The 23379-nt window shown below is 69.3% G+C and carries 28 protein-coding genes; 4 read left to right on the top strand and 24 right to left on the bottom strand.

Going from position 1 to position 23379, the window contains the following annotated elements; genetic code table 11:
* Positions 1–11: 11 nt before the first annotated feature.
* The 4 genes from HQ325_RS13485 to HQ325_RS13470 form a co-directional block, all read right to left on the bottom strand.
* Positions 12–620: a TlpA disulfide reductase family protein gene (locus HQ325_RS13485; protein WP_222630297.1), complete on the bottom strand. Its 609-nt coding sequence runs from the start codon at positions 618–620 to the stop codon at positions 12–14.
* Complete coding sequence (locus HQ325_RS13480; protein WP_261778344.1) at positions 617–1222, bottom strand: histidine phosphatase family protein; 606 nt, start codon at positions 1220–1222, stop codon at positions 617–619. The genes HQ325_RS13485 and HQ325_RS13480 overlap by 4 nt, the downstream gene beginning before the upstream one ends.
* A gap of 95 nt (positions 1223–1317) precedes the next feature.
* A complete protein-coding gene (hemL, locus tag HQ325_RS13475; protein ID WP_056441647.1) occupies positions 1318–2655 on the bottom strand; it encodes a glutamate-1-semialdehyde 2,1-aminomutase in 1338 nt (445 codons plus the stop codon).
* A 66-nt stretch (positions 2656–2721) separates the two neighbouring features.
* A complete protein-coding gene (locus HQ325_RS13470; RefSeq protein ID WP_222630293.1) occupies positions 2722–3216 on the bottom strand; it encodes a GNAT family N-acetyltransferase in 495 nt (164 codons plus the stop codon).
* A gap of 105 nt (positions 3217–3321) precedes the next feature.
* On the opposite strand from HQ325_RS13470, the gene HQ325_RS13465 reads away from it, so the two are divergent.
* Both HQ325_RS13465 and HQ325_RS13460 read left to right on the top strand, forming a co-directional pair.
* The gene (locus tag HQ325_RS13465) at positions 3322–3579 is read left to right on the top strand and encodes a hypothetical protein (protein ID WP_027504517.1); all 258 of its coding nucleotides are present in this window, start codon (positions 3322–3324) and stop codon (positions 3577–3579) included.
* 42 nt (positions 3580–3621) lie between these two features.
* Positions 3622–5631, top strand: coding sequence for an acyl-CoA dehydrogenase (locus HQ325_RS13460; protein ID WP_082544307.1), 2010 nt, complete (start codon positions 3622–3624; stop codon positions 5629–5631).
* A gap of 17 nt (positions 5632–5648) precedes the next feature.
* Here the strand turns inward: HQ325_RS13460 and HQ325_RS13455 are convergent, their stop codons facing one another.
* The 13 genes from HQ325_RS13455 to HQ325_RS13390 all read right to left on the bottom strand — a co-directional run bounded on the left by HQ325_RS13455 (position 5649) and on the right by HQ325_RS13390 (position 15017).
* Positions 5649–5924 carry a metal-sensitive transcriptional regulator gene (locus HQ325_RS13455; RefSeq protein ID WP_027504515.1) on the bottom strand — a complete coding sequence of 92 codons (276 nt, stop codon included), beginning with the start codon at positions 5922–5924 and terminating at the stop codon, positions 5649–5651.
* Between the two features lie 37 nt (positions 5925–5961).
* Complete coding sequence (locus HQ325_RS13450) at positions 5962–6201, bottom strand: hypothetical protein (RefSeq protein WP_222630292.1); 240 nt, start codon at positions 6199–6201, stop codon at positions 5962–5964.
* Positions 6198–6695, bottom strand: coding sequence for a hypothetical protein (locus tag HQ325_RS13445; protein ID WP_222630291.1), 498 nt, complete (start codon positions 6693–6695; stop codon positions 6198–6200). Before HQ325_RS13445 ends, HQ325_RS13450 begins: the two co-directional genes overlap by 4 nt.
* Positions 6692–7159, bottom strand: a complete 468-nt coding sequence (locus HQ325_RS13440) for a hypothetical protein (protein WP_222630290.1) — start codon at positions 7157–7159, stop codon at positions 6692–6694. The genes HQ325_RS13445 and HQ325_RS13440 overlap by 4 nt, the downstream gene beginning before the upstream one ends.
* Positions 7160–7211: 52 nt before the next feature.
* Entirely contained in the window at positions 7212–7421 is a 210-nt protein-coding gene (locus tag HQ325_RS13435) for a hypothetical protein (RefSeq protein WP_222630289.1), read from the bottom strand.
* Between the two features lie 57 nt (positions 7422–7478).
* Entirely contained in the window at positions 7479–7616 is a 138-nt protein-coding gene (locus HQ325_RS13430; RefSeq protein WP_222630288.1) for a hypothetical protein, read from the bottom strand.
* An 89-nt stretch (positions 7617–7705) separates the two neighbouring features.
* Positions 7706–8440 carry a DUF5336 domain-containing protein gene (locus tag HQ325_RS13425; RefSeq protein ID WP_308014459.1) on the bottom strand — a complete coding sequence of 245 codons (735 nt, stop codon included), beginning with the start codon at positions 8438–8440 and terminating at the stop codon, positions 7706–7708.
* The gene (gene hemB / locus HQ325_RS13415; RefSeq protein ID WP_027504510.1) at positions 8437–9411 is read right to left on the bottom strand and encodes a porphobilinogen synthase; all 975 of its coding nucleotides are present in this window, start codon (positions 9409–9411) and stop codon (positions 8437–8439) included. The genes HQ325_RS13425 and hemB overlap by 4 nt, the downstream gene beginning before the upstream one ends.
* 69 nt (positions 9412–9480) lie before the next feature.
* On the bottom strand, positions 9481–11043 hold the full coding sequence (locus HQ325_RS13410; protein WP_222630284.1) for a bifunctional uroporphyrinogen-III C-methyltransferase/uroporphyrinogen-III synthase: 1563 nt from the start codon (positions 11041–11043) through the stop codon (positions 9481–9483).
* A 198-nt stretch (positions 11044–11241) separates the two neighbouring features.
* Positions 11242–12240, bottom strand: coding sequence for a hydroxymethylbilane synthase (gene hemC / locus HQ325_RS13405; RefSeq protein WP_222631036.1), 999 nt, complete (start codon positions 12238–12240; stop codon positions 11242–11244).
* Between the two features lie 29 nt (positions 12241–12269).
* Positions 12270–13679: a glutamyl-tRNA reductase gene (locus tag HQ325_RS13400; RefSeq protein ID WP_222630283.1), complete on the bottom strand. Its 1410-nt coding sequence runs from the start codon at positions 13677–13679 to the stop codon at positions 12270–12272.
* Entirely contained in the window at positions 13676–14557 is an 882-nt protein-coding gene (locus tag HQ325_RS13395) for a redox-sensing transcriptional repressor Rex (RefSeq protein WP_222630282.1), read from the bottom strand. Before HQ325_RS13395 ends, HQ325_RS13400 begins: the two co-directional genes overlap by 4 nt.
* Before the next feature lie 199 nt (positions 14558–14756).
* Entirely contained in the window at positions 14757–15017 is a 261-nt protein-coding gene (locus tag HQ325_RS13390) for a glutaredoxin family protein (protein WP_027504505.1), read from the bottom strand.
* A gap of 204 nt (positions 15018–15221) precedes the next feature.
* Between HQ325_RS13390 and HQ325_RS13385 the strand changes: the two genes are divergently transcribed.
* Positions 15222–16187 carry an HAD family phosphatase gene (locus HQ325_RS13385; RefSeq protein ID WP_222631034.1) on the top strand — a complete coding sequence of 322 codons (966 nt, stop codon included), beginning with the start codon at positions 15222–15224 and terminating at the stop codon, positions 16185–16187.
* 29 nt (positions 16188–16216) lie between these two features.
* Positions 16217–17707: a phytoene desaturase family protein gene (locus HQ325_RS13380; RefSeq protein WP_308014461.1), complete on the top strand. Its 1491-nt coding sequence runs from the start codon at positions 16217–16219 to the stop codon at positions 17705–17707.
* On the opposite strand, the gene HQ325_RS13375 is transcribed toward HQ325_RS13380, so the two are convergent.
* The 7 genes from HQ325_RS13375 to HQ325_RS13345 form a co-directional block, all read right to left on the bottom strand.
* Positions 17704–18801 (bottom strand): lysophospholipid acyltransferase family protein, encoded by a 1098-nt coding sequence (locus HQ325_RS13375; protein WP_374107221.1) that lies wholly within the window; start codon positions 18799–18801, stop codon positions 17704–17706. The two genes, HQ325_RS13380 and HQ325_RS13375, sit on opposite strands and share 4 nt — an antisense overlap.
* A gap of 5 nt (positions 18802–18806) precedes the next feature.
* Positions 18807–19916, bottom strand: coding sequence for an NAD-dependent epimerase/dehydratase family protein (locus tag HQ325_RS13370; RefSeq protein WP_222630279.1), 1110 nt, complete (start codon positions 19914–19916; stop codon positions 18807–18809).
* A 193-nt stretch (positions 19917–20109) separates the two neighbouring features.
* Positions 20110–20211, bottom strand: a complete 102-nt coding sequence (locus tag HQ325_RS13365; RefSeq protein WP_003402602.1) for a 30S ribosomal protein bS22 — start codon at positions 20209–20211, stop codon at positions 20110–20112.
* 263 nt (positions 20212–20474) lie between these two features.
* Positions 20475–20720 (bottom strand): helix-turn-helix domain-containing protein, encoded by a 246-nt coding sequence (locus HQ325_RS13360; RefSeq protein ID WP_204869057.1) that lies wholly within the window; start codon positions 20718–20720, stop codon positions 20475–20477.
* Between the two features lie 123 nt (positions 20721–20843).
* On the bottom strand, positions 20844–21659 hold the full coding sequence (gene proC, locus HQ325_RS13355) for a pyrroline-5-carboxylate reductase (protein ID WP_056441616.1): 816 nt from the start codon (positions 21657–21659) through the stop codon (positions 20844–20846).
* A gap of 64 nt (positions 21660–21723) precedes the next feature.
* Positions 21724–22575 carry a thioesterase family protein gene (locus HQ325_RS13350; RefSeq protein WP_222630278.1) on the bottom strand — a complete coding sequence of 284 codons (852 nt, stop codon included), beginning with the start codon at positions 22573–22575 and terminating at the stop codon, positions 21724–21726.
* Entirely contained in the window at positions 22572–23345 is a 774-nt protein-coding gene (locus HQ325_RS13345; protein ID WP_261778352.1) for a MerR family transcriptional regulator, read from the bottom strand. Before HQ325_RS13345 ends, HQ325_RS13350 begins: the two co-directional genes overlap by 4 nt.
* Positions 23346–23379 lie beyond the last annotated feature (34 nt).

Here is a 23379-nt window from a genome sequence, read left to right as displayed (position 1 = left end):
TCGACAACGCCCTAACCATCGGACGCCTCCGGCGTCTCGTTCGCAATGCGCTCGACCACGGGCTGCAGGTCGCTCGCGAGGAGCTCCGTCAGGAACACCGCGGCGACGCGGTGCTCACGGTCGAGCACGATCGTGGTCGGGATGACGGTGGTCGGGTAGTTCGATCCGAGAGCGAGGAGGGTGCGCAGCGGCGGGTCGTAGATGGACGGGTACGTCACGTTGTTGTCGATGACGAAGTCCTGCGCCTTGTCCTGCTGGTTGTCTCGGACGTTGATGCCCAGGAACTGCACACCCTGATCCTTGGTGGCCTCGAAGACCTGCTCGAGATCGTCGGCCTCACCGCGGCAGGGGCCACACCACTGACCCCAGATGTTGAGGACGACGACCTGACCCTCGTAGTCGGACAGCGACGTCGTCGTGCCCTCGGTCATGAGGTCCGGTCCGGAGAGGTTCCCCACGGTCCCACGCTCGGCGGGCGGGTCATAGAAGATCGACGTCTTGCCGCCGGGTGAGACGAACTCGAAGGTCCCACCCTGCGCCACGGCGTCGGTACCCGTGGCGCACCCGGTGAGAACGGTGGCGGCCACGAGCAGCGGCGCGAGCAGGCGGGCGGGTCTCATGCGCCGGTCTGGAGGGGGTCCGACGCCCCGGCGGGCTCGGAGTAGACGATGTCGACGAGGGTGTCGCCTTCGTAGATCAGCGAGGTGAGCGACGCGAGGCCGCACTGGCGATTGCGGGGGTCGTGCCACAACCGGTCGCCCTGCAGGAAGCGGCGCAGGGTCCAGACGGGCAGCTGATGACTCACGCACACTGCCTCGTGGCCCACGGCCGCGACGCGAGCCGCGTTGACGGCGGCCAACATCCGGTGGGCGATCTGCAGGTAGGGCTCGCCCCACGACGGGGTGAACGGGTCACGGAGCTTGAGCCAGTGGCGGGGCCGACGCAGCGCACCGTCGCCGACGGCGACCTTCAGACCCTCGAAGTCGTTCCCAGCCTCGATGAGGTTCTCGTCCGTCTCGATGGTGAGCCCGAACGCCGACGCGATGGGCGCCGCCGTCTCCCGGGCGCGCTGCAACGGAGAGGCGACGACGTGCGTGACGTCGTGCCCGGCGAGCACGTTCGCCACCGTGCGCGCCTGGGCCTGACCGTTCACCGACAACCGGAAGTTCGGGAGGCGCCCGTAGAGGATGCCCTTGGGGTTGTGCACCTCGCCGTGCCGCATCACGTGCACGATCGTGCGGGTGTCGGCGTGCGGGTGCCCGGAAGTGTCGATACCGGACGCGTCGCTGTTTGTCGGGTCGGTCGGGGACGACTCGGTCATGACGGTGCTTTCTGCTCGGCAGCGGCTGCTGCGGCGGCGGCGTGGGGAGCGGCCGCCTCGATGATCTCGAACGCGCGGTCGTCGAGCGCCGCGGAGACGAACCAGGCCTCGAACGCGCTCGGCGGCGGGTACACGCCGCGGCTCAGGAGCGCGTGGAAGAAGGCGGGGAAACGCCAGGTGGCGGCCGCCTTGGCGCCCGCGTAGTCGATCACCGGTTCCTCGGAGAAGAAGACGCTGACCATGTTGGCGGCGTACTGCACGCGGTGCGGGACGCCCGCCGCGGTGAGCGCGTCACCGAGGATGCCGCCCAGACGGGTGGAGTTCGCGTCGAGTGCCGCGTAGACGTCGGCGTCCGCCGCGCGCAGCGTCGCCAGACCCGCGGCGACGGCGACGGGGTTACCCGACAGGGTGCCGGCCTGGTAGACGGGGCCCGCGGGGGCGAGGTAGCTCATGATGTCGGACCGGCCACCGAACGCTGCCGCGGGCAGGCCGCCGCTCATGACCTTGCCGAAGGTGTAGAGGTCTCCGGCGATGCCGTCGACGCCGTACCACCCCGACGCGCTGACGCGGAAGCCTGTCATGACCTCGTCCATGATCAGCAGTGCGTCGTGCGCACGGGTCAGACGCTGCAGACCCTCGTTGAAGCCGGGCTGCGGCGCCACCGCACCCATGTTGCCCGCCGCGGCCTCGGTGATGACGCACGCGATCTGACCCGGGTGGTCGGCGAACGCCTTCGCGACCGCGTCGAGGTCGTTGTAGGGAACGACGATGGTGTCGGCCGCCTGCGCACCCGTCACGCCGGGCGACGTCGGCAGCCCGAGGGTGGCGACGCCCGAGCCGGCGTCGGCGAGCAGGGCGTCGACATGGCCGTGGTAGCAGCCGGAGAACTTGACGATCTTGCTGCGACCGGTGAACCCGCGGGCCAGACGCACCGCACTCATGGTCGCCTCTGTGCCCGAATTCACCAGGCGCACCTCGTCGACGGGATCGACGCGGCGCACGATCTCCTCCGCCAACTCGATCTCGCCGAGCGTGGGAGCGCCGAAGGACAGTCCCGTGGAGGCCGCCTTCTGCACCGCCTCGACCACGGCCGGGTGGGCATGACCGAGAATCATCGGTCCCCACGAGGAGATGAGGTCGACGTAGTTGTTGCCGTCGGCGTCGCGCAGGGTGTATCCGCTGGCCTCGGCCATGAACCGCGGGGTTCCGCCCACGGAGTGGAAGGCCCGCACGGGCGAGTTCACGCCACCGGGAATGACGGCGGACGCGCGTGCGAAGAGTTCTGCGGATCGGGCGGTGGGGACGCCGGTGTCGGTTCCGCTCGAAGGAGTCACGCCCTCCAGTGTTTCACAGGACGCGGAGTGCTCTTTCTGATAAGGAGCAGTCTCACACCGGCTGTCTCACGCCTCGATCAGGAGCTGCATCCAGGTCAGGTCGAGCCACCGCCCGAACTTGACGCCGACCTGCGGCATGACACCCACCACCGTGAAGCCGAACTTCGCGTGCAGGGCGATCGAGGTGGTGTTCGAGGACTCGATTCCCGCGACGATCGCGTGGACGTCCCCACGGCGGGCGCGCTCGATCAGTTCCGCCATCAACGCGGTCGCGACGCCGCGCCGATGGAAGCCGTCGGCGACGTACACGGAGTTCTCGACGGTGTGCCGGTAGCCGGACTTCGGACGGAACGGCCCGTAGGACGCGTAGCCCGCGACCCGCCCGTCGATCTCGGCGGTGAGGATCGGCAGGCCGGCGCCGGTGCGTTGGTCGAACCAGGCCTGCCGGTCCGCGAGTTCCACCTGCTCCTCGTCCCAGATCGCGGTCGTGTCCGCGATGGCGGCGTTGTGCACGGTGAGGATCTCGGGCAGGTCGGCGGGCACGGCGTCGCGAATCAGCACAGCGACACGGTAGTCGGGAGCCTGCAGACCTCCCGGCTCGGTCGACGAGGAATCGACCCGATCGAAAGTGTTAAATCTGCGTTACATCGGGCATATCCTTCTGCCATGACGGCACCGCACGAGCCCGACCGGCAGCACCCGGAATCCCGACTGGCCTGGCCGGAGGGGTTCCGCGAACACCTCGTCGAGCAGTGCGACGGCTTCAGCTCGATCATGTCGCGCGCCATCGCGGACAACGGTGCCTCGCTCTTCCGCGACGGCCCCTATGCCCCGTCGACCCCGCAGGCTGCGTCGATGGACGCCACGAGTGTGATGTTTCGCAAGATTCGCGCGGTGTGGCGTGAATTTCTGTGGCCGCGCTGACAAGTCCCTCCCGCGCACCTCGAGTTTTGGTTACCGTCGAGTATGACCACTACCGAGACCGGCACCACTGACACCGGCACGTCGTCCGACAACGCTGCTCAGCTGGCGAATCACCTGCGCAGGACTCTCGACGGACGGTGGCGCGACGTACGGAACCAGACGCGCGAGCAGCTCGCGCGTCACGAGTTCGCACCGCACTACACACCCAACACCGCCATCGCGCGGACCAAGGCCTTCGAGCAGCTGCGTGTGCTCGCCGCGGCCGGGGCGGCAGAGTCCGGTTTCGCGAAAGAGGTCGGCGGCACGGGCGACATCGGCGCCGCCGTCACGATGATCGAGATGCTCGCCATGTCGGATCTGTCGCTCATGGTGAAAGCCGGCGTGCAGTGGGGCCTCTTCGGTGGCGCGATCGAGAATCTCGGCACCGAGAAGCATCACAAGGAGTTCATCAAGCCCCTGATCGATCTCGAGACGCTCGGCTGTTTCGCGATGTCGGAGACCGGCCACGGCAGTGACGTGCAGTCCATCGGCACCACCGCGACGTACGACCGCGAGACACAGGAATTCGTGATCCACACGCCGGACAAGTCCTCGCGGAAGGACTACATCGGCGGCGCCGCCGAGTCGGCGAAGTACGCCGCCGTGTTCGCGCAGCTGATCACCGCCGGACCGGGTGAGGAGCCCGAGAGCAAGGGCGTGCACTGCTTCGTCGTCCAGATCCGCGACGAGAACTTCGGCAGCGACCTGCCCGGCGTCACCACGTTCGACATCGGCTACAAGGGCGGCCTGCCTGGCGTGGACAACGGCCGCATCATGTTCGACCACGTCCGCATCCCGCGCGAGAACATGCTCAACAAGATCGCGGACGTCGCGGCCGACGGCAGCTACTCCTCGGACATCGACAACCCGAACCGGCGCTTCTTCACCATGCTCGGCACCCTCATCCGCGGCCGCATCACCGTGGGCGGTTCCGCGGGCGCCGCGGCGCGCGTCGCGCTGACCATCGCGACGAAGTACGCGCTGCAGCGCAAGCAGTTCAGCGCGCCCGGGACCGACGACGAGGTCACGATCATGGACTACCTCGTCCACCAGCGTCGGCTGTTCCCGCTCATCGCCAAGTCGTACGCGCTGCAGTTCGCGCAGAACGAGCTCGTCTCGAAGATGCACGACATCCAGAGCGCCGAGGATCCCGACGCCACCGAGCAGCGGGAACTCGAGTCGCGCGCGGCCGGCCTGAAGGCAGCGAACACCTGGCACGCGACGAAGGCGATCCAGGAGTCCCGCGAGGCCTGCGGCGGCGCGGGTTACCTCGCGGAGAACCGACTCATCGCGCTCAAGGCGGACTCGGACGTCTTCACCACCTTCGAGGGCGACAACGTGGTGCTCACGCAGCTCGTCGCGAAGGAGCTGCTCACCGCGTACGCCCACGAGGTCCGCTCGTTCGGCGCGGCCGACTGGGTGAAGTTCGCCGCCGGCACGGTCGGCGACGTGGTGAAGAAGCGCACGGCGGCGGCGCCCATCATCCAGACTCTCGTCGACTCGCGTCAGGACAACGAGGAGGAGGGCAGCCTCTTCAACCGCGGCACCCAGATCTCGATGTTCGAGGAGCGCGAGGAGTACCTCATCTCCACGGCCGCGAAGCGTCTGAACGGGTTGTCCAAGAAGATGAGCCAGTTCGACGCGTTCAACGCGGTGCAGGACCACATCCTGCACGCGGCCACGGCGCACGTCGATCGCGTGGTGCTCGAGGCGTTCGTCGCCGGCATCGACAACTGCGAGGACGACGACGCCAAAGAATTGCTCGGCGAGGTGTGCGACCTCTACGCGCTCACCACGATCGATGCCGACAAGGCCTGGTTCATCGAGCACCGCTACATCTCCACGGAGCGGTCGAAGGCCGTCACGCGCGGGATCAACGAGCGCTGCCGGACGCTGCGCCCGCATGCCCACACGCTGATCGACGCGTTCGGTGTTCCCGAGGCGCTCCTCGGTGCGGCCATGCTCGCCGACGACGAGCCGGGTGAAGTGAAGGAATCCGTCACCGCCGACTAGGCCGGCACCCCTTCAGCTCAGGAACGGACGAGGCGAGCGATCGCCTCGGACGCCTCCCTGACCTTCGCGTCCGCTTCGGGTCCGCCCTCGCGGGCCGCGTCCACGACGCAGCCCGCGAGGTGGGCGTCCAGCAACTTCAGCGACACGGACTGCAGCGCCTTGGTGACGGCGGAGACCTGCGTCAACACGTCGATGCAGTACCGGTCGTCGGCCACCATGCGGGAGATGCCGGCCACCTGACCCTCGATGCGGCGCAGGCGCTTGAGAAGGTCGTCCTGATCGAAACTGCTCATGCGCCCCAGAGTACCCCCAGGGGGTAACGGGTAGAGGTCAACGCCGCCGTACGACGCGCATCACCAGGTACACCGCGACGGCCGCCGCGATCACGGAGAGAGCCGCCCAGGGCCCCGCGACACGGGTCGAGTCGTACGTGACCGAGAACCCCTCGAACGACGACGTGGTGGGGAACTGCTCGGTCACGGTGGTCGTGGTCCTCGACTGCACCCACAGCACCACGGCCACGACAGCGAGGACGATCGCGACCACCACCGGAGCGAACCGGCGCATCACGCGTCGGGCTCCGCGTCGGTGGCGGGCGCCACGAGTGCGAGCAGTTCCTCGCGGAGCGTCTCGTCGTCCTTCGCCCACGCCTGGACCAGACCGTTGCCCCGCAGCTTCAGACCGACGCCGGTCCGCTTGCGCGGCACCCCGGACAGCTCCCCCAGTACTCGCGCGGCCTGCCACTTCTCCAGCGTGTTTCCGTTGGCGTCGTAGTCGGGCTCCGGATACACCTCGAGGATGTCCGCGATGGCGACGTTCTCCGTGCCCTGACTCAGCGTCGTCGACGTCAGGATCACCGTGGCGTGCCGACGGGCGGCCACGATCTGCACGTAGGTGAAGGCCATGAGAACCAGTGCGATCACGACGAGCGCCACGTAGTGCACGACGGGGCCCGTGTAGATCTCGACGCCGAGAGCGATCAGACAGAAGATCGGCCCCCAGGCCAGGGCGCGCCACTTCGCGCCGTACTCCGCGAAGATCACCGGTTCCGTCTCGTCGCTCATGTGGCCTCCGGTGCGACGAACCACGGCGCCGCGGACGGTCGGTACGCCAGCACGCAGGCCACGAAGAAGAGGATCGCGCCGAGCGTCGCCAGCAGGGGCACGATCGCGAAGCCGACGGTGACCGAACCCAGGAGCACCAGCCCGAAGACGATCGACAGGACCGTCAGCGCCCGTCGGAACCGCGGATCGCCGCGTCGGCACGCAGGGCCGGCGAGGAACCCGATGGCCAGTCCTACGATGATCTCGAGAACACCGACCGTGCGCAGCACCGTGATGACGCTCTCCACGGCATCCGGCTCGCCCCCGGTCTCGGTCAGCTGCGTGCGCAGGGAATCGGCGGGGAACGTCAGCGAGATGAGGCCCAGGAGCACGACGAGCACTGCTCCGAGAACCCACACGACGAACGCGACGGTGATGATCCGAGGGCGGACGGGCGGAGCGGGTTCGGGCTTGTCTGCGGTCACCCGACCATCCTGCCAAGAGGACTCCACGCGGTGGAGTCCAGGCGTCGCGGGATCAGGTGAGGACGGCCGGCAGAAGGACTGCGGCGGCCATGAGAATGCCCATGATCAGCACGATGGCGAGCAGCCACAGCTCACGTCGGCCACTGCTGCACTCGACGGTCTGCATACGAGCGCGTGGCGCCGTGGAACCTGCGGAGGTGGAGGAGAAATCGGCGGGCAACACTGTCTCCGTACTGATCAGAATGCTTGTGACAGTGGTCACGATACACCGATCGAAGTTTGGCGCAAAAAGACAGCCTGACCAGCGCAGAAAGGCGTCTCAGGCACCCGAGAAGCCGCTGGCGACGACGAGGACGACCACCACCACGGCGGACGTCAGGAGCAGAAGGGCGAACAGCTCGGCGAGAGGGTTGCGGCGGTCGTTGGCGTCGTGCCCGACCGTCTGTCGTGGGGTCATGAAGATCCTCCGATCAGGGTGTGTCCGATCGTCAGAACAGTAACGCCACTTCTGTAACTCAGGTCACATCCGTCACGGCGTGTCGCAGGTCAGCGTGGTGATCTCCGGGAGAGGAAGTACTCCGACGACTCGCGTCGATGCATCAGGTACACCGCACCCGCGGCCGCGACGGCCTGCAGGATCCCGAGCACCGCGGTGACCAGAGCGATCGCGCCGCCGGATCCCAGGCCGAACAGCGTGGGAATCGTGGTGACGACGATGACCACGCCGATCGCCGTGAGAACAGCGCGCGCCCACAGCTTCCCCGCCCGCATCTTGCGCACCACCAGCAGGACGAGCCCGGCGATCAGCACCCCGACGATCAACGACAACACCATGGCCACGATCAGCACGGTGTCCGCGGTCTCGGGAGGTAGGGCCAACGACGGGTCCTGCGCCTCGAGGTCCGTCAGGAACGCGTCGAGGAAGGCGTCACGATCGGTGAACAGGGAGTAGAGCCCGATGAGCATCGAGAGCAGACCGATGCCGATCACGCCGAACCACAGGTGGCGCGCCGTCTCGATGTCGACCGGTGCCTCGCTGTTCTCCGGTGACCGCATCGGCTGCATCGCGCTCGGGGGCAGACCCTCGGGGTGCCAGTTGCCCTGCGGCTGCTGCCACTGTGACTCCTGACCCCACTGTGACTCCTGACCCCACTGTGACTCCTGACCCCACTGAGGCTGCTGACCCCACTGCGGCTGCTGACCCCACTGCGGCCGACCCTGCGGATCGTGGGGGTCGTGGCGAGGGTCCTCCGGGTTGCCGCCCGGGCGCTGGTCGTTCACAGCCGCGTCGCGATCTCGGTGGCCCAGTAGGTGAGGACGATGTCGGCGCCGGCTCGGCGAATGCTGGTGACGGACTCCATGATCGCCGCGTCGCGGTCGATCCACCCGTTCTGTGCAGCGGCGGTGATCATCGCGTACTCCCCCGAGATCTGATAGGCGGCGACGGGCACGGGCGACGCGTCGGCCACGTCGCGCAGGATGTCGAGGTAACTCATCGCGGGCTTCACCATCACCATGTCGGCACCCTCGGCGATGTCGAGATCGAGTTCGCGCATCGACTCGCGCCGATTGGCCGAATCCTGTTGATAAGTCCGGCGATCGCCGCGCAACGTCGACCCGACGGCCTCGCGGAACGGGCCGTAGAAAGCCGACGCGTACTTCGCCGTGTAGGCCAGCTGACCCACGTCGGCGAATCCGGCGGTGTCGAGGCCCTCGCGGATCGCGCCGATCTGCCCGTCCATCATGCCGCTCGGGCCGAGCAGGTGAGCGCCCGATTCAGCCTGCGCCACGGCCATGTCCACGTAGCGCACCAGCGTCGCGTCGTTGTCGACGCTGCCGTCCGCGGCGAGGACGCCGCAGTGACCGTGGTCGGTGAACTCGTCGAGGCACGTGTCCGCCATCAGGACGGTGCTGTCGCCGAGGTCGTCCCGGAGCCGACGCAGACCGGTGTTCAGGATGCCGTCGGGATCCGAGGCCATCGATCCCTGTCCGTCCTTGTCCTCCGGACGCGGAACCCCGAAGAGCATCAGACCGCCGACTCCGGCCCGCACGGCCTCGTCGGCAGCGGCGGACAGCGAGTCCAAGGTGTGCTGGACGACGCCCGGCATGGAGCTGATCTCGCGCGGGGCATCGAGGCCGTCGGCCACGAACATCGGCAGCACGAGGTGCCGCGGTTCGAGCGACGTCTCCGCCACCAACCGGCGGATGGCTGGGGTACGACGCAGTCGCCGGGGACGGTCTACGGGAAACACGGAACCCTCACTTCGTTCGGCCGTGCGCCCTTTGCGTATCCCTGGATGCGCAAAGGGCGCACGGGCGGGTCAGCGCCTACGAGACTTCTTGCGCGGAGGCGGCAGTGCACCCTCGGCGCGCAGTCGTGCAGCGTGCTCGGCCAGTGCCTCGACCAGCGGTCCGACCTGAGCCGTCTCGGGCTGCACGTCGACACGCAGGCCGAACTCGACGGCCGTCTCGGCGGTCTTCGGTCCGATGCACGCCACCAGGGTCCGCGCGTGCGGCTTCCCCGCGATGCCGACCAGGTTGCGCACGGTCGAACTCGACGTGAAGCACACGGCGTCGAAGCCGCCGGTCTTGATCATCTCGCGGGTCTCGGCGGCCGGCGGCGCAGCGCGCACCGTGCGGTAGGCGGTGACGTCGTCGATCTCCCAGCCACGCTCGCGGAGGCCCTCGGCGAGGGTCTCGGTCGCGATGTCGGCGCGCGGCAGCAGGACCCGGTTGACGGGGTCGAAGACCTCGTCGTACGGCGGGAAGTCCTCGAGCAGCCCGGTGGAGCTCTGCTCGCCCGACGGGACGAGCTCGGGGTTGATGCCGAACGAGCGGACCTTCTCGGCCGTCGCCTCGCCGACGCAGGCGATCTTCACGCCGGAGAACGCGCGGGCGTCGAGTCCGAACTCCTCGAACTTCTCCCACACCGCACGCACCGCGTTGGTGGAGGTGAAGACGACCCACTGGTAGCGGCCGTCCACGAGGCCCTTGACCGAGCGCTCCATCTGCGCGGGGCTGCGCGGCGGCTCGACGGCGATGGTCGGCACCTCGATGGGGATGGCGCCGTGCGTGACCAGACGCTCGCTCATCTCGCCGGCCTGGTCCTTGGTGCGCGGCACGAGGACGGTCCAGCCGTACAGCGCGCGGCTCTCCCACCAGGACATCTTGCTGCGCTGCGAGACGACCTTGCCGACCGTGACGATGAGCGATCCCACGAGCTCGGATCCCGCGTCGTTCAGCGTCGCGAGGGTCGCCTCGACGGTGCGCTGCTGACGCGTCGTACCGCGGACGGTGATGGCGACGGGGGTCTGCGGCGCGAGGCCGTGCTCGACGAGCGCGCTGGCGGTCTCGGCGAGGTGGCCGGACGTCGCGTGCAGGACGAGAGGGCCGGGAGCCGCGGCGAGCGACGCCCAGTCGACGTCGCCTCGGACGTCGGCCTCGGTGTGCTCGGAGCCCAGCGCCATGCCCGCGTAGCTCGGCACCGCAGAACCTGCGGGGAGGCCGGGAACGACCTCGAACTGCACCTGGGTCCGCGCCACGGCGGTGACCTCGGCGATGACGGAGTCGGTGGTCAGCGGATCACCCGAGACGAGCCGGACCACGTCGTGGCCGTTCTTCGCCTCGGCGACCAGCGTCTTGGCCACCTCGGCGGGCTCGCCGAGCGCCGGACGCACGTCCACGCCGCTCTCGCCCGTCTCTGCGTCGGCCGGGACGGCGGTGCCCACGAGGGCGATGACGCCCTTGTCGACGTCGGGATCGGTGAAGGCCATCTCGGCAATCGCCAGCGCGTCCCTCGCCCGGACGGTGAGCAGGGCCGGGTCGCCCGGTCCGGATCCCACGAACAGGATCCGTCCCGGGGTGTTCTTGCGGACTCGGCTCATGATTCGTTCTCCAGTGCAGTCTGTTCCGCGTACTTGTCGCGGAAGCGGATCTCGATCTCGGTGGCGGGACCCCGTTTGGGGATCAACCGCGATGTGGCGATGCGCTCGTACCGTCCCGGGCGGGGTGTCACACGTCGCCCGGGCAGGCCGCCACGTCTGTGTCGGCCCGCGGTCCCGACGACGCTCAACGCCCTCTGCTCACGCATCGATCGACTCGCCTTTCTCGGTACCGCCCGGTCTCTGGGTCGAGGCGGCGGTGGAGGAACTGGAGGGCTCGGTGATGGCGACCAGGTCTCGGGCGCCCAGATCGAGGAGTTCACGGGCGACGCGGCGGCCGATGCCGTCGGCGTCGTCGACGGGCCCGACCGCGGAGGCTCGGATCACGTCGGAGCCGTCCACCGCGGCGGCGCAGCCGCGCAGGGACAGTTCCTCGAAGACTCGGCCGTCCTCGTCGATGGACTCGACGACCTCGGCGATGGCCCCGACCGGAGCGGTGCAGCCGGCCTCGAGCTCGGCGAGCAGGGCCCGCTCCGCCGTCACCGAGGCGCGGGCCGCGGGATCGTCGAGGGTCGCGAGCACGGAGGCCAGATCGTGGTCGTCGGAGCGGCACTCCACTGCGAGTGCCCCCTGAGCGGGAGCCGGCAGGAACTGCACCGGCTCGAGAGCCTCGGTGACGACGTCGAGACGGTCGATCCGCGCCAGTCCGGCACGGGCCACGACGACGGCGTCGAGCTCGCCCTTCGTGACCTTGCCGATGCGGGTGTCGAGGTTGCCGCGCAGGGGCTGCACGTCCAGGCCGAGGCCGAGCGCGCGCAGCTGTGCGATGCGCCGCGGTGCGGACGTGCCGACAGTGGACCCGGCGGGCAGTTCGCCGAGCACGAGTCCGTCGCGCGCCACCAGGGCGTCACGCGGGTCCTCGCGCTGTGGGATCGCGCCGATGGTGAAGCGCTCGTCCTCCGCCGTCGGCAGATCCTTGTAGGAGTGCACGGCGACGTCGATGGTCTTGTCCGCCAACGCTTCCCGCAGGGCAGCGGTGAAGACGCCCACGCCGATCTCCTGCACCGGCGCGGCCGACTTGTCGCCCGCGGTGGTCACGACGACCAGCTCCGTGCGGACACCGGCGGCCGTGATGGCGGCGCGGACGGTCTCGGCCTGCGTCGTGGCGAGCAGGCTGCCACGGGTGCCGATGCGCACCACGCGATCACCCAGTGCGGCAGCGTTCGCGGTCATTCCGCACCCCGCTCGCGGGAGATCGTCTCGTGGGACAGCGTGAAGTCGTCCGCGAGGGCGGCGGTGGGATTGTCCGTGTCCACGGCCGTGGCCACCTCCATCGGCGATGCGACGGCCTGCACCGTGCTCGGCGAGAGCTCGAAGAGTTCCCGGAGCGCCTCGGCGTAGGAGTCGCCGCCCGGCGTGGTGGCCAACTGCTTCACCCGCACGGTGGGTGCGTGGAGCAGCTTGTCGACGACGCGGCGCACGGTGCGGGCCACCTCGTCGCGCTGCGGGTCGGCCAGGTCGGGCAGTCGTGAGTCGAGCCGCATGAGCTCCGACTCGACCACCTCGGCGGCCCGCTGACGCAGCGCCGTGACAGTCGGGGTGACCTCGGCGAGGCGCTGTCCGGACAGGTAGGAGGCGAGCTCGGCGGCCACGATGTCGCGGGCCGCACGCTCGTCGGACGCTGCGGCGCCGGCCGCGGGATCGTGTTGCAGCGACTCCATGTCCAGGACGGTGACGCCGGGCAGTCCGGCGACGGCGTGCTCCACGTCGCGCGGCAGGCCCAGGTCGCAGATCACCAGCGGGCGAGCCTGCGTGTCACGCTGCGCGAGCGCGCGATGGGCGTCGGCGATGGTCACGACGGCACCCACCGCACCGGTACAGGTGACGAGGATGTCGGCGTCCGCCACCGCTGCGGAGAGCTGGTCGAGTGTGATCGCGAACGACGTCACGCCGCCCGCGGCCGCGGTCTCGGACAGGTGCTGCGCGCGGCTCTGGGTGCGGTTGGCGACGGCGATGCTGCCGATGCCGGTGCGCGTCAGATGAGCGACGGAGAGACCGCCCATCGCGCCGGCGCCGAGCACGACGGCCTTCTTGCCCGCAAGACCACCGAGCACGTCGGAGGCGCGATCGAGCGCGACGGAGACCACGGAGGCTCCCGCCTTGTCGATGCCCGTCTCGGAGTGGACCTTCTTGCCCACGCGCAGCGCCTGCTGCGCCAGCTCGTGGAGCGCGCGGCCCGATGCCTGCTGAGCGTCCGACGCCGCGTAGGCGGCACGGATCTGCCCGAGGATCTGCTGCTCACCGATCACCATCGAGTCGAGTCCGCCGGCGACGGCGAACAGGTGCTCGGCCGCGGCCTCGCTGTAGCGCACGTAGGCGTACTTCGTCAGCTCGGCGAGCTCGAGACCGGAGTGCTCGGACAGCAGTGCACCGAGATCGGTCAGGGCGCCGTGGAACGCGTCGACCACCGCGTACACCTCGACGCGGTTGCACGTCGAGACGATCATGACCTCGGAGACATGCGGCGACATCATGATCTCGTCGGTCAGTTTCGGGCGTTCCGTGTCGCTGACGGCGATACGTTCGAGCACCGAGACGGGAGCGCTTCGATGCGAAATCCCGAGGAGAAGGACACTCACGGTGCTATCACCGATCCGTTTCTACTAGCGGGGGTGACCGTCCGGGGATCACGACAGACCGGACGGGCGGGACGGATGCGCGGTGCCTTGTGGGCGTTCGCGAACGAGAGGACCTGCAGCTCCACGGCGAGATCGACGCGGCGGAGATCGACGTGCGGAGGCGTCACCGGGTCGGTGGACGCGAAACTGAGGATGCAGTCGATGTCGGCCTCGACGAGGGCGTCGACGGCGGCCTGGGCGGCAGCGTCGGGCGTGGCGACGACGCCGACGGTGGCGCCGAGCTCGGCGGCCGCCTCGATCAGTCCGTCGACGTGCAGAACGGTGAGTTGCGAGTAGCCGTCGTCGGCGTTGCCGACGGTGATCTCACGGCCCACGACGGCCGGATCGTTGTCGAACAGGGCGACCATCGTGAAGCCGCGACGACTGAACCCGTCGTACCCGACCAATGCGGTACCGAGGTTGCCGGTGCCCACCAGCACGACGCGGTGGCCGCGATCGAGACCGAGCGCCAGCTCGATGCGCGCACGCAGGCGAGCGACGTCGTATCCCACTCCGCGCACACCCATCGGCCCGAGGAACGAGAGGTCCTTGCGCAGCGTGGCCGAGCCGACCCCGGCAGCCGTCGCGAGGTCCTCGCTCGAGACGATCATCACTCGGGTGTCCGCGAGCGAACTCAGTACCCGGAGATACCCCGCGAATCGGGTGACCGTAGCCTGGGGCACAGCGCGAGAGACCGCACCACCGTCACGAGACACAGCACCACCGTCTCGGCCGGAGTCGGACACGGCGCCGGAGCGCGCGATACCGACGCCGGGCAGGCGGCGTTGTGAGGTCACGTCGAAGGCTCCTCGTCCGACGGCACGCCTGATGACAGGCATGCGGTCTCCACGGTCATCCGAGGATCGGCGGGCCACGCACAGGACCGTGGTACCTGTGACGCAGGGTTCGTCGCCGACCCCTTTCTTCTCTCCACGGTAACCTCTCGTGGAGGGATGAACAAAGTCGCCGACCCGTGTAGTACGATCCCCGGCCCCCGAGTCGGTGGGAGTGCGCACCGATGTCGACGGCCGGTCGGGGTCAGTTCTCCAGATCGCGCCGCAGCCGGGGCACGTCGACGTCCCAGTAGCTGTGTTCGCGGCCGTCCAGCAGCACCACCGGCAGCCTGTCCCCGTACTCCGCCCGCAGGTCAGGGTCCTGCGCGGCCACCGCGTCGACGTCGACCGACTCGCAGGCCACGCCGTACTCCGCGCACAGGGGGACGAGCACGCGCAAGGCGGCGTCGCACGCCCCGCATCCGGCGCGTGTCAGCAACGTCACGGTGCGTACCGGGCTGGTCATGAGTCGAGTGTCTCACCGCGTCGCGCACGCGGTTAGGGTGGATCGGCAGGACCGGGACGGCCCGCGCCCGTGGGACGACCGGTCGAGGTGGGGAGGTGCACCGTGCCCGATCAGCATGATCCGGACGACGCACATGCTGCTGTCACGCCCGAGAAACACGATGCTGCCGCATCAGGCTCGGAACTCACCGAGTCACCCGAGGTGATGGACGAGTCGCGGGAACGTCGACTCGTCGACCCCGAGGCGGCCGAGAAGCAGGTCCGTCGACGGATCCGCAACCCTCTCGGCCCCACCGCGGCCCAGATCCGCGCCAAGCTCGCCGGCGAGGCGAGCGCCGATGCCGCGATCGCGCTGCAGGCCGAGAGCGCCGAGGCCGCCGACGATCACGTCAGCACGGTTCCGCGTGACCTCACCGCCGCCGCGTTCTTCGACGTCGACAACACGATGGTGCAGGGCGCGTCGATCATCCACTTCGCCCGCGGGCTCGCGGCCCGCAAGTACTTCACGTCCAAGGACGTCTCCGAGTTCGCCTGGCAGCAGATCAAGTTCCGGGTGAGCGGCAAGGAGAACCTGGGCGACGTCAGCACCGGCCGCGAGAAGGCACTGTCCTTCGTCGAGGGCCGCTCGACCGCGGAGATCGTGCGGCTCGGCGAGGAGATCTTCGACGAGATCATCGCCGACCGCATCTGGGCCGGCACCCGCGCACTCGCCCAGATGCATCTCGACGCCGGCCAACAGGTGTGGCTCGTCACCGCGACCCCGGTGGAGCTGGCGTCCATCATCGCCAAACGTCTCGGCCTGACCGGCGCGTTGGGCACCGTCGCCGAGAGCAAGGACGGCGTCTTCACCGGTCGGCTCGTCGGCGACATCCTGCACGGTCGCGGCAAGGCCCACGCCGTGCGGACCCTCGCCGTGCGCGAGGGCCTCGACCTGCGACGCTGCACCGCCTACTCCGACAGCCACAACGACGTGCCGATGCTGTCCCTCGTCGGGACGGCCGTCGCGGTCAATCCCGACGCGGACCTGCGCGAGCTCGCGAAGAACCGCGGGTGGGAGATCCGCGACTTCCGCACCGGCCGGAAGGCCGCCAAGATCGGCGTCCCCACCGCTCTCGCACTCGGTGCCGTCGGCGGCGGCGTCGCCGCGGTGCTCGGCCGACGCAACGTATGAACCGACCAGCCTCCGGCCTACCCGCGCCTGTGAGAGCAGTCGTCATCGGTGCGGGTGTCGGCGGACTCGCCACCGCCGCCCGCCTGGCCCACCGCGGTATCGAGACCGTCGTGCTCGAGCAGTCGCACGATCTGGGCGGGAAGCTCGGCATCGTCCGGCGGGACGGTTTCTCGTTCGACACCGGGCCGTCGCTGGTCACCATGCCACACGTGTTCGACGATCTCTTCGCGCAGACCGGTGGGCCGTCGGACCTCACGTTCGACCGGCTCCCGGTCGCGTGTCGCTACCGCTTTCCCGACGGCACCGAGCTGGACATGCCCGGTCGCGCGGAGGAGATCCCCGCCGCTCTGGACTCGGCGCTCGGAGCCGGTGCCGGTACGCAGTGGTCCCGGTTCTCCGGGCGTGCCGAGCAGATCTGGGACGCCACCCACGAGGCGTTCCTCGAGTCGCCCATCGGCCCCCGCGAACTGGTGTCGTTGTCGCGACGGGTGGGCGACCTCCGCACTATCAGCCCGTGGTCGTCGCTGCGTGATCTGGGTCGGCAGTACCTCTCCGATCCGCGGCTCGCGATGATGCTCGACCGGTACGCCACCTACACCGGCTCGGATCCGCGGCGCGCCCCGGCGGCCCTGGCCACGGTTCCGCACGTCGAGCAGCGCTGGGGATCGTGGCACGTTCCCGGTGGGCTGCACCGCATCGCCGAGGCGATCGCCGACCGCGCGACGTCGCTCGGAGCGGAGATCCGCACGGGTGTCACGGTGACCGGCGTGCGCGTCGAGAACGGACGCACCACCGGCGTCGACACCACGCACGGACCCGTCGCGGCCGACATCGTCGTCGCGAACGCCGATGCCGAGCAGGTCTACCGGTCTCTGGTCCCCGCCACGCGGCGCACCGCGCTCGCCCGGCGGCGCCTCGACGCGACCACCGCGAGCCTGTCCGGATTCGTGATCCTGCTGGCTCTGCGGGGCCGCGACGCCGACACCCCGCACCACCGGGTGCTGTTCCCGGACGACTACGACGCCGAGTTCGACGCCGTCTTCGGCACCCGCACGCGGCCGGCGCACCCCGCCGATGCCCCGACCGTCTACGTCAGCGCCCCCGACGATCCCGCTCTGCGGCCGAACGACGACACCGAGGCCTGGTTCGTCCTGGTGAACGCGGCGCGACACGGGACGGGATCCGCGGCACTGGTCGACTGGGATGCTCCCGGACTGTCGGAGGGCTACGCCGACCGCATTCTCGACATCATGGCGTCGCGCGGTGTGGACGTGCGCGAGCGGGTGCTGTGGCGGGAGATCATCTCGCCGGCAGATCTGATGCGCCGCACCATGACCCCGGGCGGGTCCATCTACGGAACGTCGTCCAACGGTGCGACGGCCGCGTTCCTGCGCCCCGCCAATCGCTCACCGATCCCCGGCCTGTTCCTGGTCGGTGGATCGTCGCACCCCGGCGGTGGACTCCCGTTGGTGACGCTCTCGGCACAGATCGTCGACGAGATGATCGCCGACGCCCTCTAACCGAGGAAGACGTTCCGGCGACGGGTCAGCAGCCGGTAGAGCGTCTGCTGGATCGTCTCGCGCACGCGGTCGGTGACCTCGAACAGTTCCATCGGATCGTCGGCCGCGGACGGCTCGTAGGACGTGGTCTCGATGGGCTCCCCGAACTCGATGTACCACTTCGACGGCAGCGGGACCAGGCCCAGCGGACCGAAATGCGGGAACAGCGGCGTGACCGGGAAGTACGGCATGCCGAGGACGCGCGCGAGCGTCGTCAGGTCACCGATCTTGGGGTAGATCTCCTCCGACCCGACGATCGAGCACGGGATGATGGGAGTCTGGGTGCGTAGCGCGGCGGAGACGAAGCCACCGCGGCCGAACCGTTGCAGCTTGTAGCGCTCGCTGAACGGCTTGCCGATCCCCTTGAACCCCTCCGGGAACACGGCCACGACCTCGCCACCACGCAGCAGTCGCTCGGCATCGGGTTGGCAGGCCAGGGTGTGACCGGCGCGGCGCGCGATGGTGCCGACCAACGGCGTCTCGAACGCGAGGTCCGCGGCGAGCATGCGCAGTGCGCGGTGCTGTGGATGATGGTCCCGCATCGCGACCGACGCCATGAGTCCGTCGATCGGGATGACACCCGCGTGGTTCGAGACCACCAGCGCACCGCCCTCGGCGGGCACGTTCTCGATCCCGCGCACCTCGACGCGGAACCACTTCTCGAACAACGGTCGTAGCGCCGGCAGCCAGACGGAATCGGCGAAGTGGGGGTCGTAGCCGAACTCGTCGACCTCGTAGTCGCCCGACAGGCGCGTCCGCAGGAAGTCCGCTCCCCCGGCGACGCGGTCGACGAGCGCGCGCCGAACCGACTCGACAGCCGACGGGAACTCTCCGACGTCCGGCGTCGAGTCCGGCGTCGACGTGTCGGGCACGACCAGAGGCGTCGGCGTCTCGACACTGGGCACCATCGAGGGCGAGGGTGACGGGGACGCGTAGGACGAGGGGTGTCGGCCGCGGACGTCCGCCGGGTCACTGCCGGCGCGCGGCCCACCGTCGGTCGTCGACTGCCGGAGGCGATCGAACGACTTACCGTGCAACGGAATCACTTTGGCCACGTCGGTCACCTTCCCGCTCCGGCCGGTAACGACACGGGCGACGGGTGCACCCCGGAGGAGGCACCGCCCAACAATCCGAGGACGCGGTTCTCGATCGCGTCGACCCATTCACGTCGGATCACCGGTGTCAGTGCCACTCCGCGCACGAAGTCGTCGAACGCCTGCACGGTGGTCCACCGCGGGGTGAATCCGAGGACGTTCTTCATCCGGGTGGTGTCCACTCCGCATCCGAAGTTGAAGTAGTCGAGCTGCTCGGCCGAGAAATCGCGCATCAGCGATCCCATCACCGCCTTGCCCGTGGTGCGGAACAGGGCCATGGGCACCGGCAGCTCCACGCGGCCGGCGCGGCGGATGGCCTGAGACAGCATGATGATGCCGTCGGCGGCGATGTTGAACGTGCCTGCGGGGCCGGCCAGCGTCGCGCGTTCGAGTGCGGAGAGCGCGTCCTCCTCGTGCAACAGCTGCATCCGTGCGTCCCGCCCGAAGATCGACGGCGTGACCGGCGACGTGAGGTAGCGCGAGACGGATCCGTTCAACCGGGGTCCGATCATCGGGGCGTTGCGCAGGATGCTGACATCGATGTCCGGCCGACGACGGCCCAGGCCGCGGGCGTAGCCCTCGGTCTCGATGGCATCGCGGGCGAAGCCGCCCTGCGGACGAGATCGCGCGCCCATCTCCTCGGTGAACTGCGCCGGGTCCTTCGCACTGCAGCCGTACACCGCCGTCGAGGATCGGAGCACCACGTGGCGCACCGTCGGCGACTTCTGGCAGACCGCGAACAGCTGCATCGCGCCGAGGACGTTGAGGTCCTTCATCACCGTGCGGCCACCGCCGCCGGGCGGCCGGGACAGCAACGACGCATGCACGACGGTGTCGACGCCGGCATTGCGAATGACCTTGCCGATCAACGGGTTACGGATGTCCGCCCGCACGAACTCGGCACGCCCCATCCGCCGGATCATGTCCTTGGTGGGTGCGACGGCATCGACGGCGACGACGCGCTCGATCGACGGGTTCTGCGCCAGTCGCATGGTGAGGTACCCGCCCAGGAATCGACTGGCTCCCGTGACGAGCACGACGCGTGGAGCGTCACGCCCGGTGTCGTCAGAGCTCACCAGACCCCCTCGGTTTCTCCAGTCGCCACCGCTCGCGCGGCACCGCACACGCCATGGTGTCACGAACCCCGCGTGCGCGCTTCGGCACGAGAAGAACCGGCTCGTCGCGCTCGCGGACCCGGACACGACAACGCCCGCGAGGCCGATCGAAACTCGATCCTCGCGGGCGGACGTCGTCGCGATCCTTAGCGGATCACTTACCCAATTTCCTGCGCTGAACGCGGGTGCGGCGAAGCAACTTGCGGTGCTTCTTCTTCGACATGCGCTTGCGACGCTTCTTGATCACTGAACCCATGCGGGTGTCCTCGCGTTCTTTCGTCTCTGTACAGCTGCACTGCTGATACCGCTGCTGGTGCTGTTCGGTTGTCGGCGGACACGGCAGTGACGGGACTGCGCGCTCACGCGACTCAGCCCCATCATACCCAGCTCACACGATCACCCTCGACCGGCCTCCGCAGCAGCGGTGCGCGCTCGAACCGTCCGGTTCCGCTGGTCGGTGCCGACGCCCTTCCCCGGGCGTGCACCGTTCCACGTGGAACAGACAGGACGTGGCGTGCGTCAGCCCGCGTCGAAGTAGGACGTCTCCAGGTAGTCGTGCACCGCCTTCGCATGCACTCGGAACGAGCGTCCCACCTGCACAGCAGGCAGTTCACCGTTCTTGATCAACCGGTAGACCGTCATCTTCGACACGCGCATGAGAGCCGCCACCTCGGCGACCGTCATGAACTGGGTCTCGGACACGCTCGGTTGGCCGTCGCGCTTCGGGCTCTTGCCCGAACCGGCCGGCTTGTTGACAGATTCCATGTATTCACTTACCTCCGGCACGCCCGCGCTGCCGGCTTCCCCTCCGGCAGAACAGACACGCACGTGCTGCAGCGAGCTTAGCGGGACTCGAGTGACAAAAGCGACGGGTGGGGGGACCAATATTTATTCGACCGGCGATCCGAGTGCCGTCCCCCGCGCCTTGGCGGCGTCGATCGCGTCGAGAAGCGCAGCTCGGAAGCCCTTTCGCTCCAACTGGGCGATGGCCGCGGCCGTAGTGCCGCCGGGAGACGTCACACCGGCGCGGAGCTCCTGCGGTGACTCGTCGGAGCGATCGAGCATCGCCGCGGAGCCCACCATCGTCTGGACGACCAGTGTCGTGGCGGTGTCGCGAGGCAGTCCGAGGCCCACGGCGGCGTCGATCATGGCCTCGGCCATGAGGAAGAAGTAGGCGGGTCCGGATCCGGAGACAGCAGTGACCGCGTCGATCTTGTCCTCGGACACCACGGCCGTCTTGCCGACGGTGCCGAGCAGCTTGCGCACCGTCTCGATGTGCTCCGACCGGGCATGACGCCCGGGTGCCAGCACACTCATCGCCTCGCCCACCAACATCGGGGTGTTGGGCATGACGCGGACGATCGGGATGCCCGCGGGCAGTTTCGGCTCGTAGCGCGACGCGGTGACGCCGGCGGCCATCGTGACGATGATCTGCTCGCGCTCCCCGTTGAGCTCCGCCTTGGACATCTGGGTGATCACCGAGTCGACGTCGTCGGGCTTCACCGCGACGACGATGACGTCGGCGCCCTCGATCGCGTCGATCACGCTGGTGGTCCGGATGCCGAACTGGGTGGCCACCGCGTCCGCGCGTGCCGGGTACTTCTCCGCCAGCACCACGTTGCCGGTGGGCAACCCGCCCTCGATCAGTCCCGCGATCAACGCCTCACCGATCCGGCCGCCGCCGATCACCGCAATTCTCGTCATGCGCTCAGCGTGCCATGCCCCGAGTGTCCGTCGGCAGGGTGTCACGGTCCGTCACGGTCGGGGCTCAGGTCGCGAGCGGCACCATGGCCAGCTGCCGGCTCTGGACCACCACGGCGCCGGTGGAGTCGACGATGGTGTGGTCCTCCTCGAACCAGGAACCGCCGAGCACGGTGCTCGACGACTTCACCCGCAGCCAACCGGGTGCCGGTGTGTGGCGCAGGTAGGTGGTCAGCTGGACCGTCGGGGCCCAGCCGAACAGGCCACGGTTCATCGTCACCGGCGGACAGATGTCGCCGGCCATGATAGCGAACAGCGCCGCGGTGACGGGATCGTTCTCGTCGTCGGGGCGCGGCCGGACCCACATGCGGATCTCCGCCGACCCCTGCGCACCGGTGAGGAAGTGCGCGGCGGTGGGATCGAGACGCATGTCGCAGCCCGTGGCGACGTGGACGACGTCGGCCATCGGGTGACCGGGCGCCACTCGGGCGGCCGAGTCCGGCGGCTCGACGGCCATGTCGAGGACGGACGCCAGGGACGACTCGTGCTCCTGGTGCACGGGAGCTCCGCTGTCCGGCGTGCCGAGCGTGACGACGCTCCGCACCGCGGGCCGGCCGTTCTGCAGCAATACCGCGTCGACGTGCACCACGCGCCGACCACGCTTGAGCACCGTCGTCTCGATCGTCACCGGGCCGGGATCGGGCGCCGCGAGGTAGCTCGCGCTGACCGCGAGCGGAGTCAGCTCGACCGGATCGGCGTCCTGTGCGAGACGCTGCGTCGCGGCCGCGGCGCAGACACTCATCATCGCCCCGCCGTGCACTTTGGGGCCGATGGTCCACGTGGGATCGATGCTGCCCTCGAACAGATCTGTGTCGGTGCGGTCGAGTGTGGTGAGGGTGCGGAACGGGGCGTCGGTCACTGGTCGCTCGAATCTGTCGTCGGGTGAGGCGGGTCGGGAAGGCCGGAGGCCGGCCGGGTGAGTAGGTCGGGAAGGCCGGAGGCCGGCCGGGTGAGTAGGTCGGGAAGGCCGGAGGCCGGCCGGGTGAGTAGGTCGGGAAGGCCGGTCGGGGCGAAGTGTTGCTGCGCGAGGTCGTGGTGCGCGAGCCGGCGCAGGGCAGTGACGACCGGTTCGTAGAGCACCGTCCCGAGGACGGCGAAGCGCACGGCGGCACGAGGCTCGGTGTGCTCGAGCACCCGCGCCCACTCCCCCTCCGCGATCACGCGCACGGCACGGGCGTACGCGACGACGTCGTCGTCGGAGAGTGGCACGCCCGCAGCGTCGGCGGCGGCGAGGGAGTGATCGAGCTGACGGGCCGCAGGACTGCCCGTCGAGGAGTCGGTGCCAGCGTGGCCGAGCCGTTCCAGGATCCGCGACGTACGCGGCGCCGGTCCCGGATCGATGCCGTCCCGGCCCTGCGCGTCGAGGTACGGCGGGAGTGCGCCGAGTGCCCGGCCCATCGCGGGGTGGACGTCGCCGGTCGCCTCGTCGAGGGCGGCGAGCACCGTCCGGATCCTGCCGAGGGGGAGGGAGGCGCCGGTCAGAGCCTTGACCAGCCTGAGCCGGTCGAGGTGCTCGTCGGTGTACTCGGACACCGTCGCCGCGCCGACCCCGGGCATGAGGAGCCCTTCGCGGAGGTAGAACTTGATCGTGGGTCGGGGAACCCCGGATCGCTCGACCAGCTCGGACATGCGCACCGGTCGAACTCTAGACCACAGTGGATAG

The organism is Rhodococcus sp. BP-349 (assembly GCF_019835845.1).
Lineage (GTDB): Bacteria > Actinomycetota > Actinomycetes > Mycobacteriales > Mycobacteriaceae > Rhodococcoides.
This window is presented reverse-complemented; position numbering and strand designations above follow the sequence as displayed.

Excerpts from the sequence above, each read along its gene's own strand:
- HQ325_RS13455 (WP_027504515.1), bottom strand. The coding sequence starts at position 5,924 with ATGAGCAGTTTCGATCAGGACGACCTTCTCAAGCGCCTGCGCCGCATC.
- HQ325_RS13430 (WP_222630288.1), bottom strand. The coding sequence starts at position 7,616 with ATGACCCCACGACAGACGGTCGGGCACGACGCCAACGACCGCCGCAAC.
- HQ325_RS13485 (WP_222630297.1), bottom strand. The coding sequence starts at position 620 with ATGAGACCCGCCCGCCTGCTCGCGCCGCTGCTCGTGGCCGCCACCGTT.
- HQ325_RS13410 (WP_222630284.1), bottom strand. The coding sequence starts at position 11,043 with ATGAGCCGAGTCCGCAAGAACACCCCGGGACGGATCCTGTTCGTGGGA.
- HQ325_RS13395 (WP_222630282.1), bottom strand. The coding sequence starts at position 14,557 with ATGCCTGTCATCAGGCGTGCCGTCGGACGAGGAGCCTTCGACGTGACC.
- HQ325_RS13360 (WP_204869057.1), bottom strand. The coding sequence starts at position 20,720 with ATGGAATCTGTCAACAAGCCGGCCGGTTCGGGCAAGAGCCCGAAGCGC.
- HQ325_RS13365 (WP_003402602.1), bottom strand. The coding sequence starts at position 20,211 with ATGGGTTCAGTGATCAAGAAGCGTCGCAAGCGCATGTCGAAGAAGAAG.
- HQ325_RS13445 (WP_222630291.1), bottom strand. The coding sequence starts at position 6,695 with ATGAGCGACGAGACGGAACCGGTGATCTTCGCGGAGTACGGCGCGAAG.
- HQ325_RS13385 (WP_222631034.1), top strand. The coding sequence starts at position 15,222 with ATGGACGAGTCGCGGGAACGTCGACTCGTCGACCCCGAGGCGGCCGAG.
- HQ325_RS13480 (WP_261778344.1), bottom strand. The coding sequence starts at position 1,222 with ATGCGGCACGGCGAGGTGCACAACCCCAAGGGCATCCTCTACGGGCGC.
- HQ325_RS13460 (WP_082544307.1), top strand. The coding sequence starts at position 3,622 with ATGACCACTACCGAGACCGGCACCACTGACACCGGCACGTCGTCCGAC.
- HQ325_RS13465 (WP_027504517.1), top strand. The coding sequence starts at position 3,322 with ATGACGGCACCGCACGAGCCCGACCGGCAGCACCCGGAATCCCGACTG.
- HQ325_RS13390 (WP_027504505.1), bottom strand. The coding sequence starts at position 15,017 with ATGACCAGCCCGGTACGCACCGTGACGTTGCTGACACGCGCCGGATGC.
- proC (WP_056441616.1), bottom strand. The coding sequence starts at position 21,659 with ATGACGAGAATTGCGGTGATCGGCGGCGGCCGGATCGGTGAGGCGTTG.
- HQ325_RS13345 (WP_261778352.1), bottom strand. The coding sequence starts at position 23,345 with ATGTCCGAGCTGGTCGAGCGATCCGGGGTTCCCCGACCCACGATCAAG.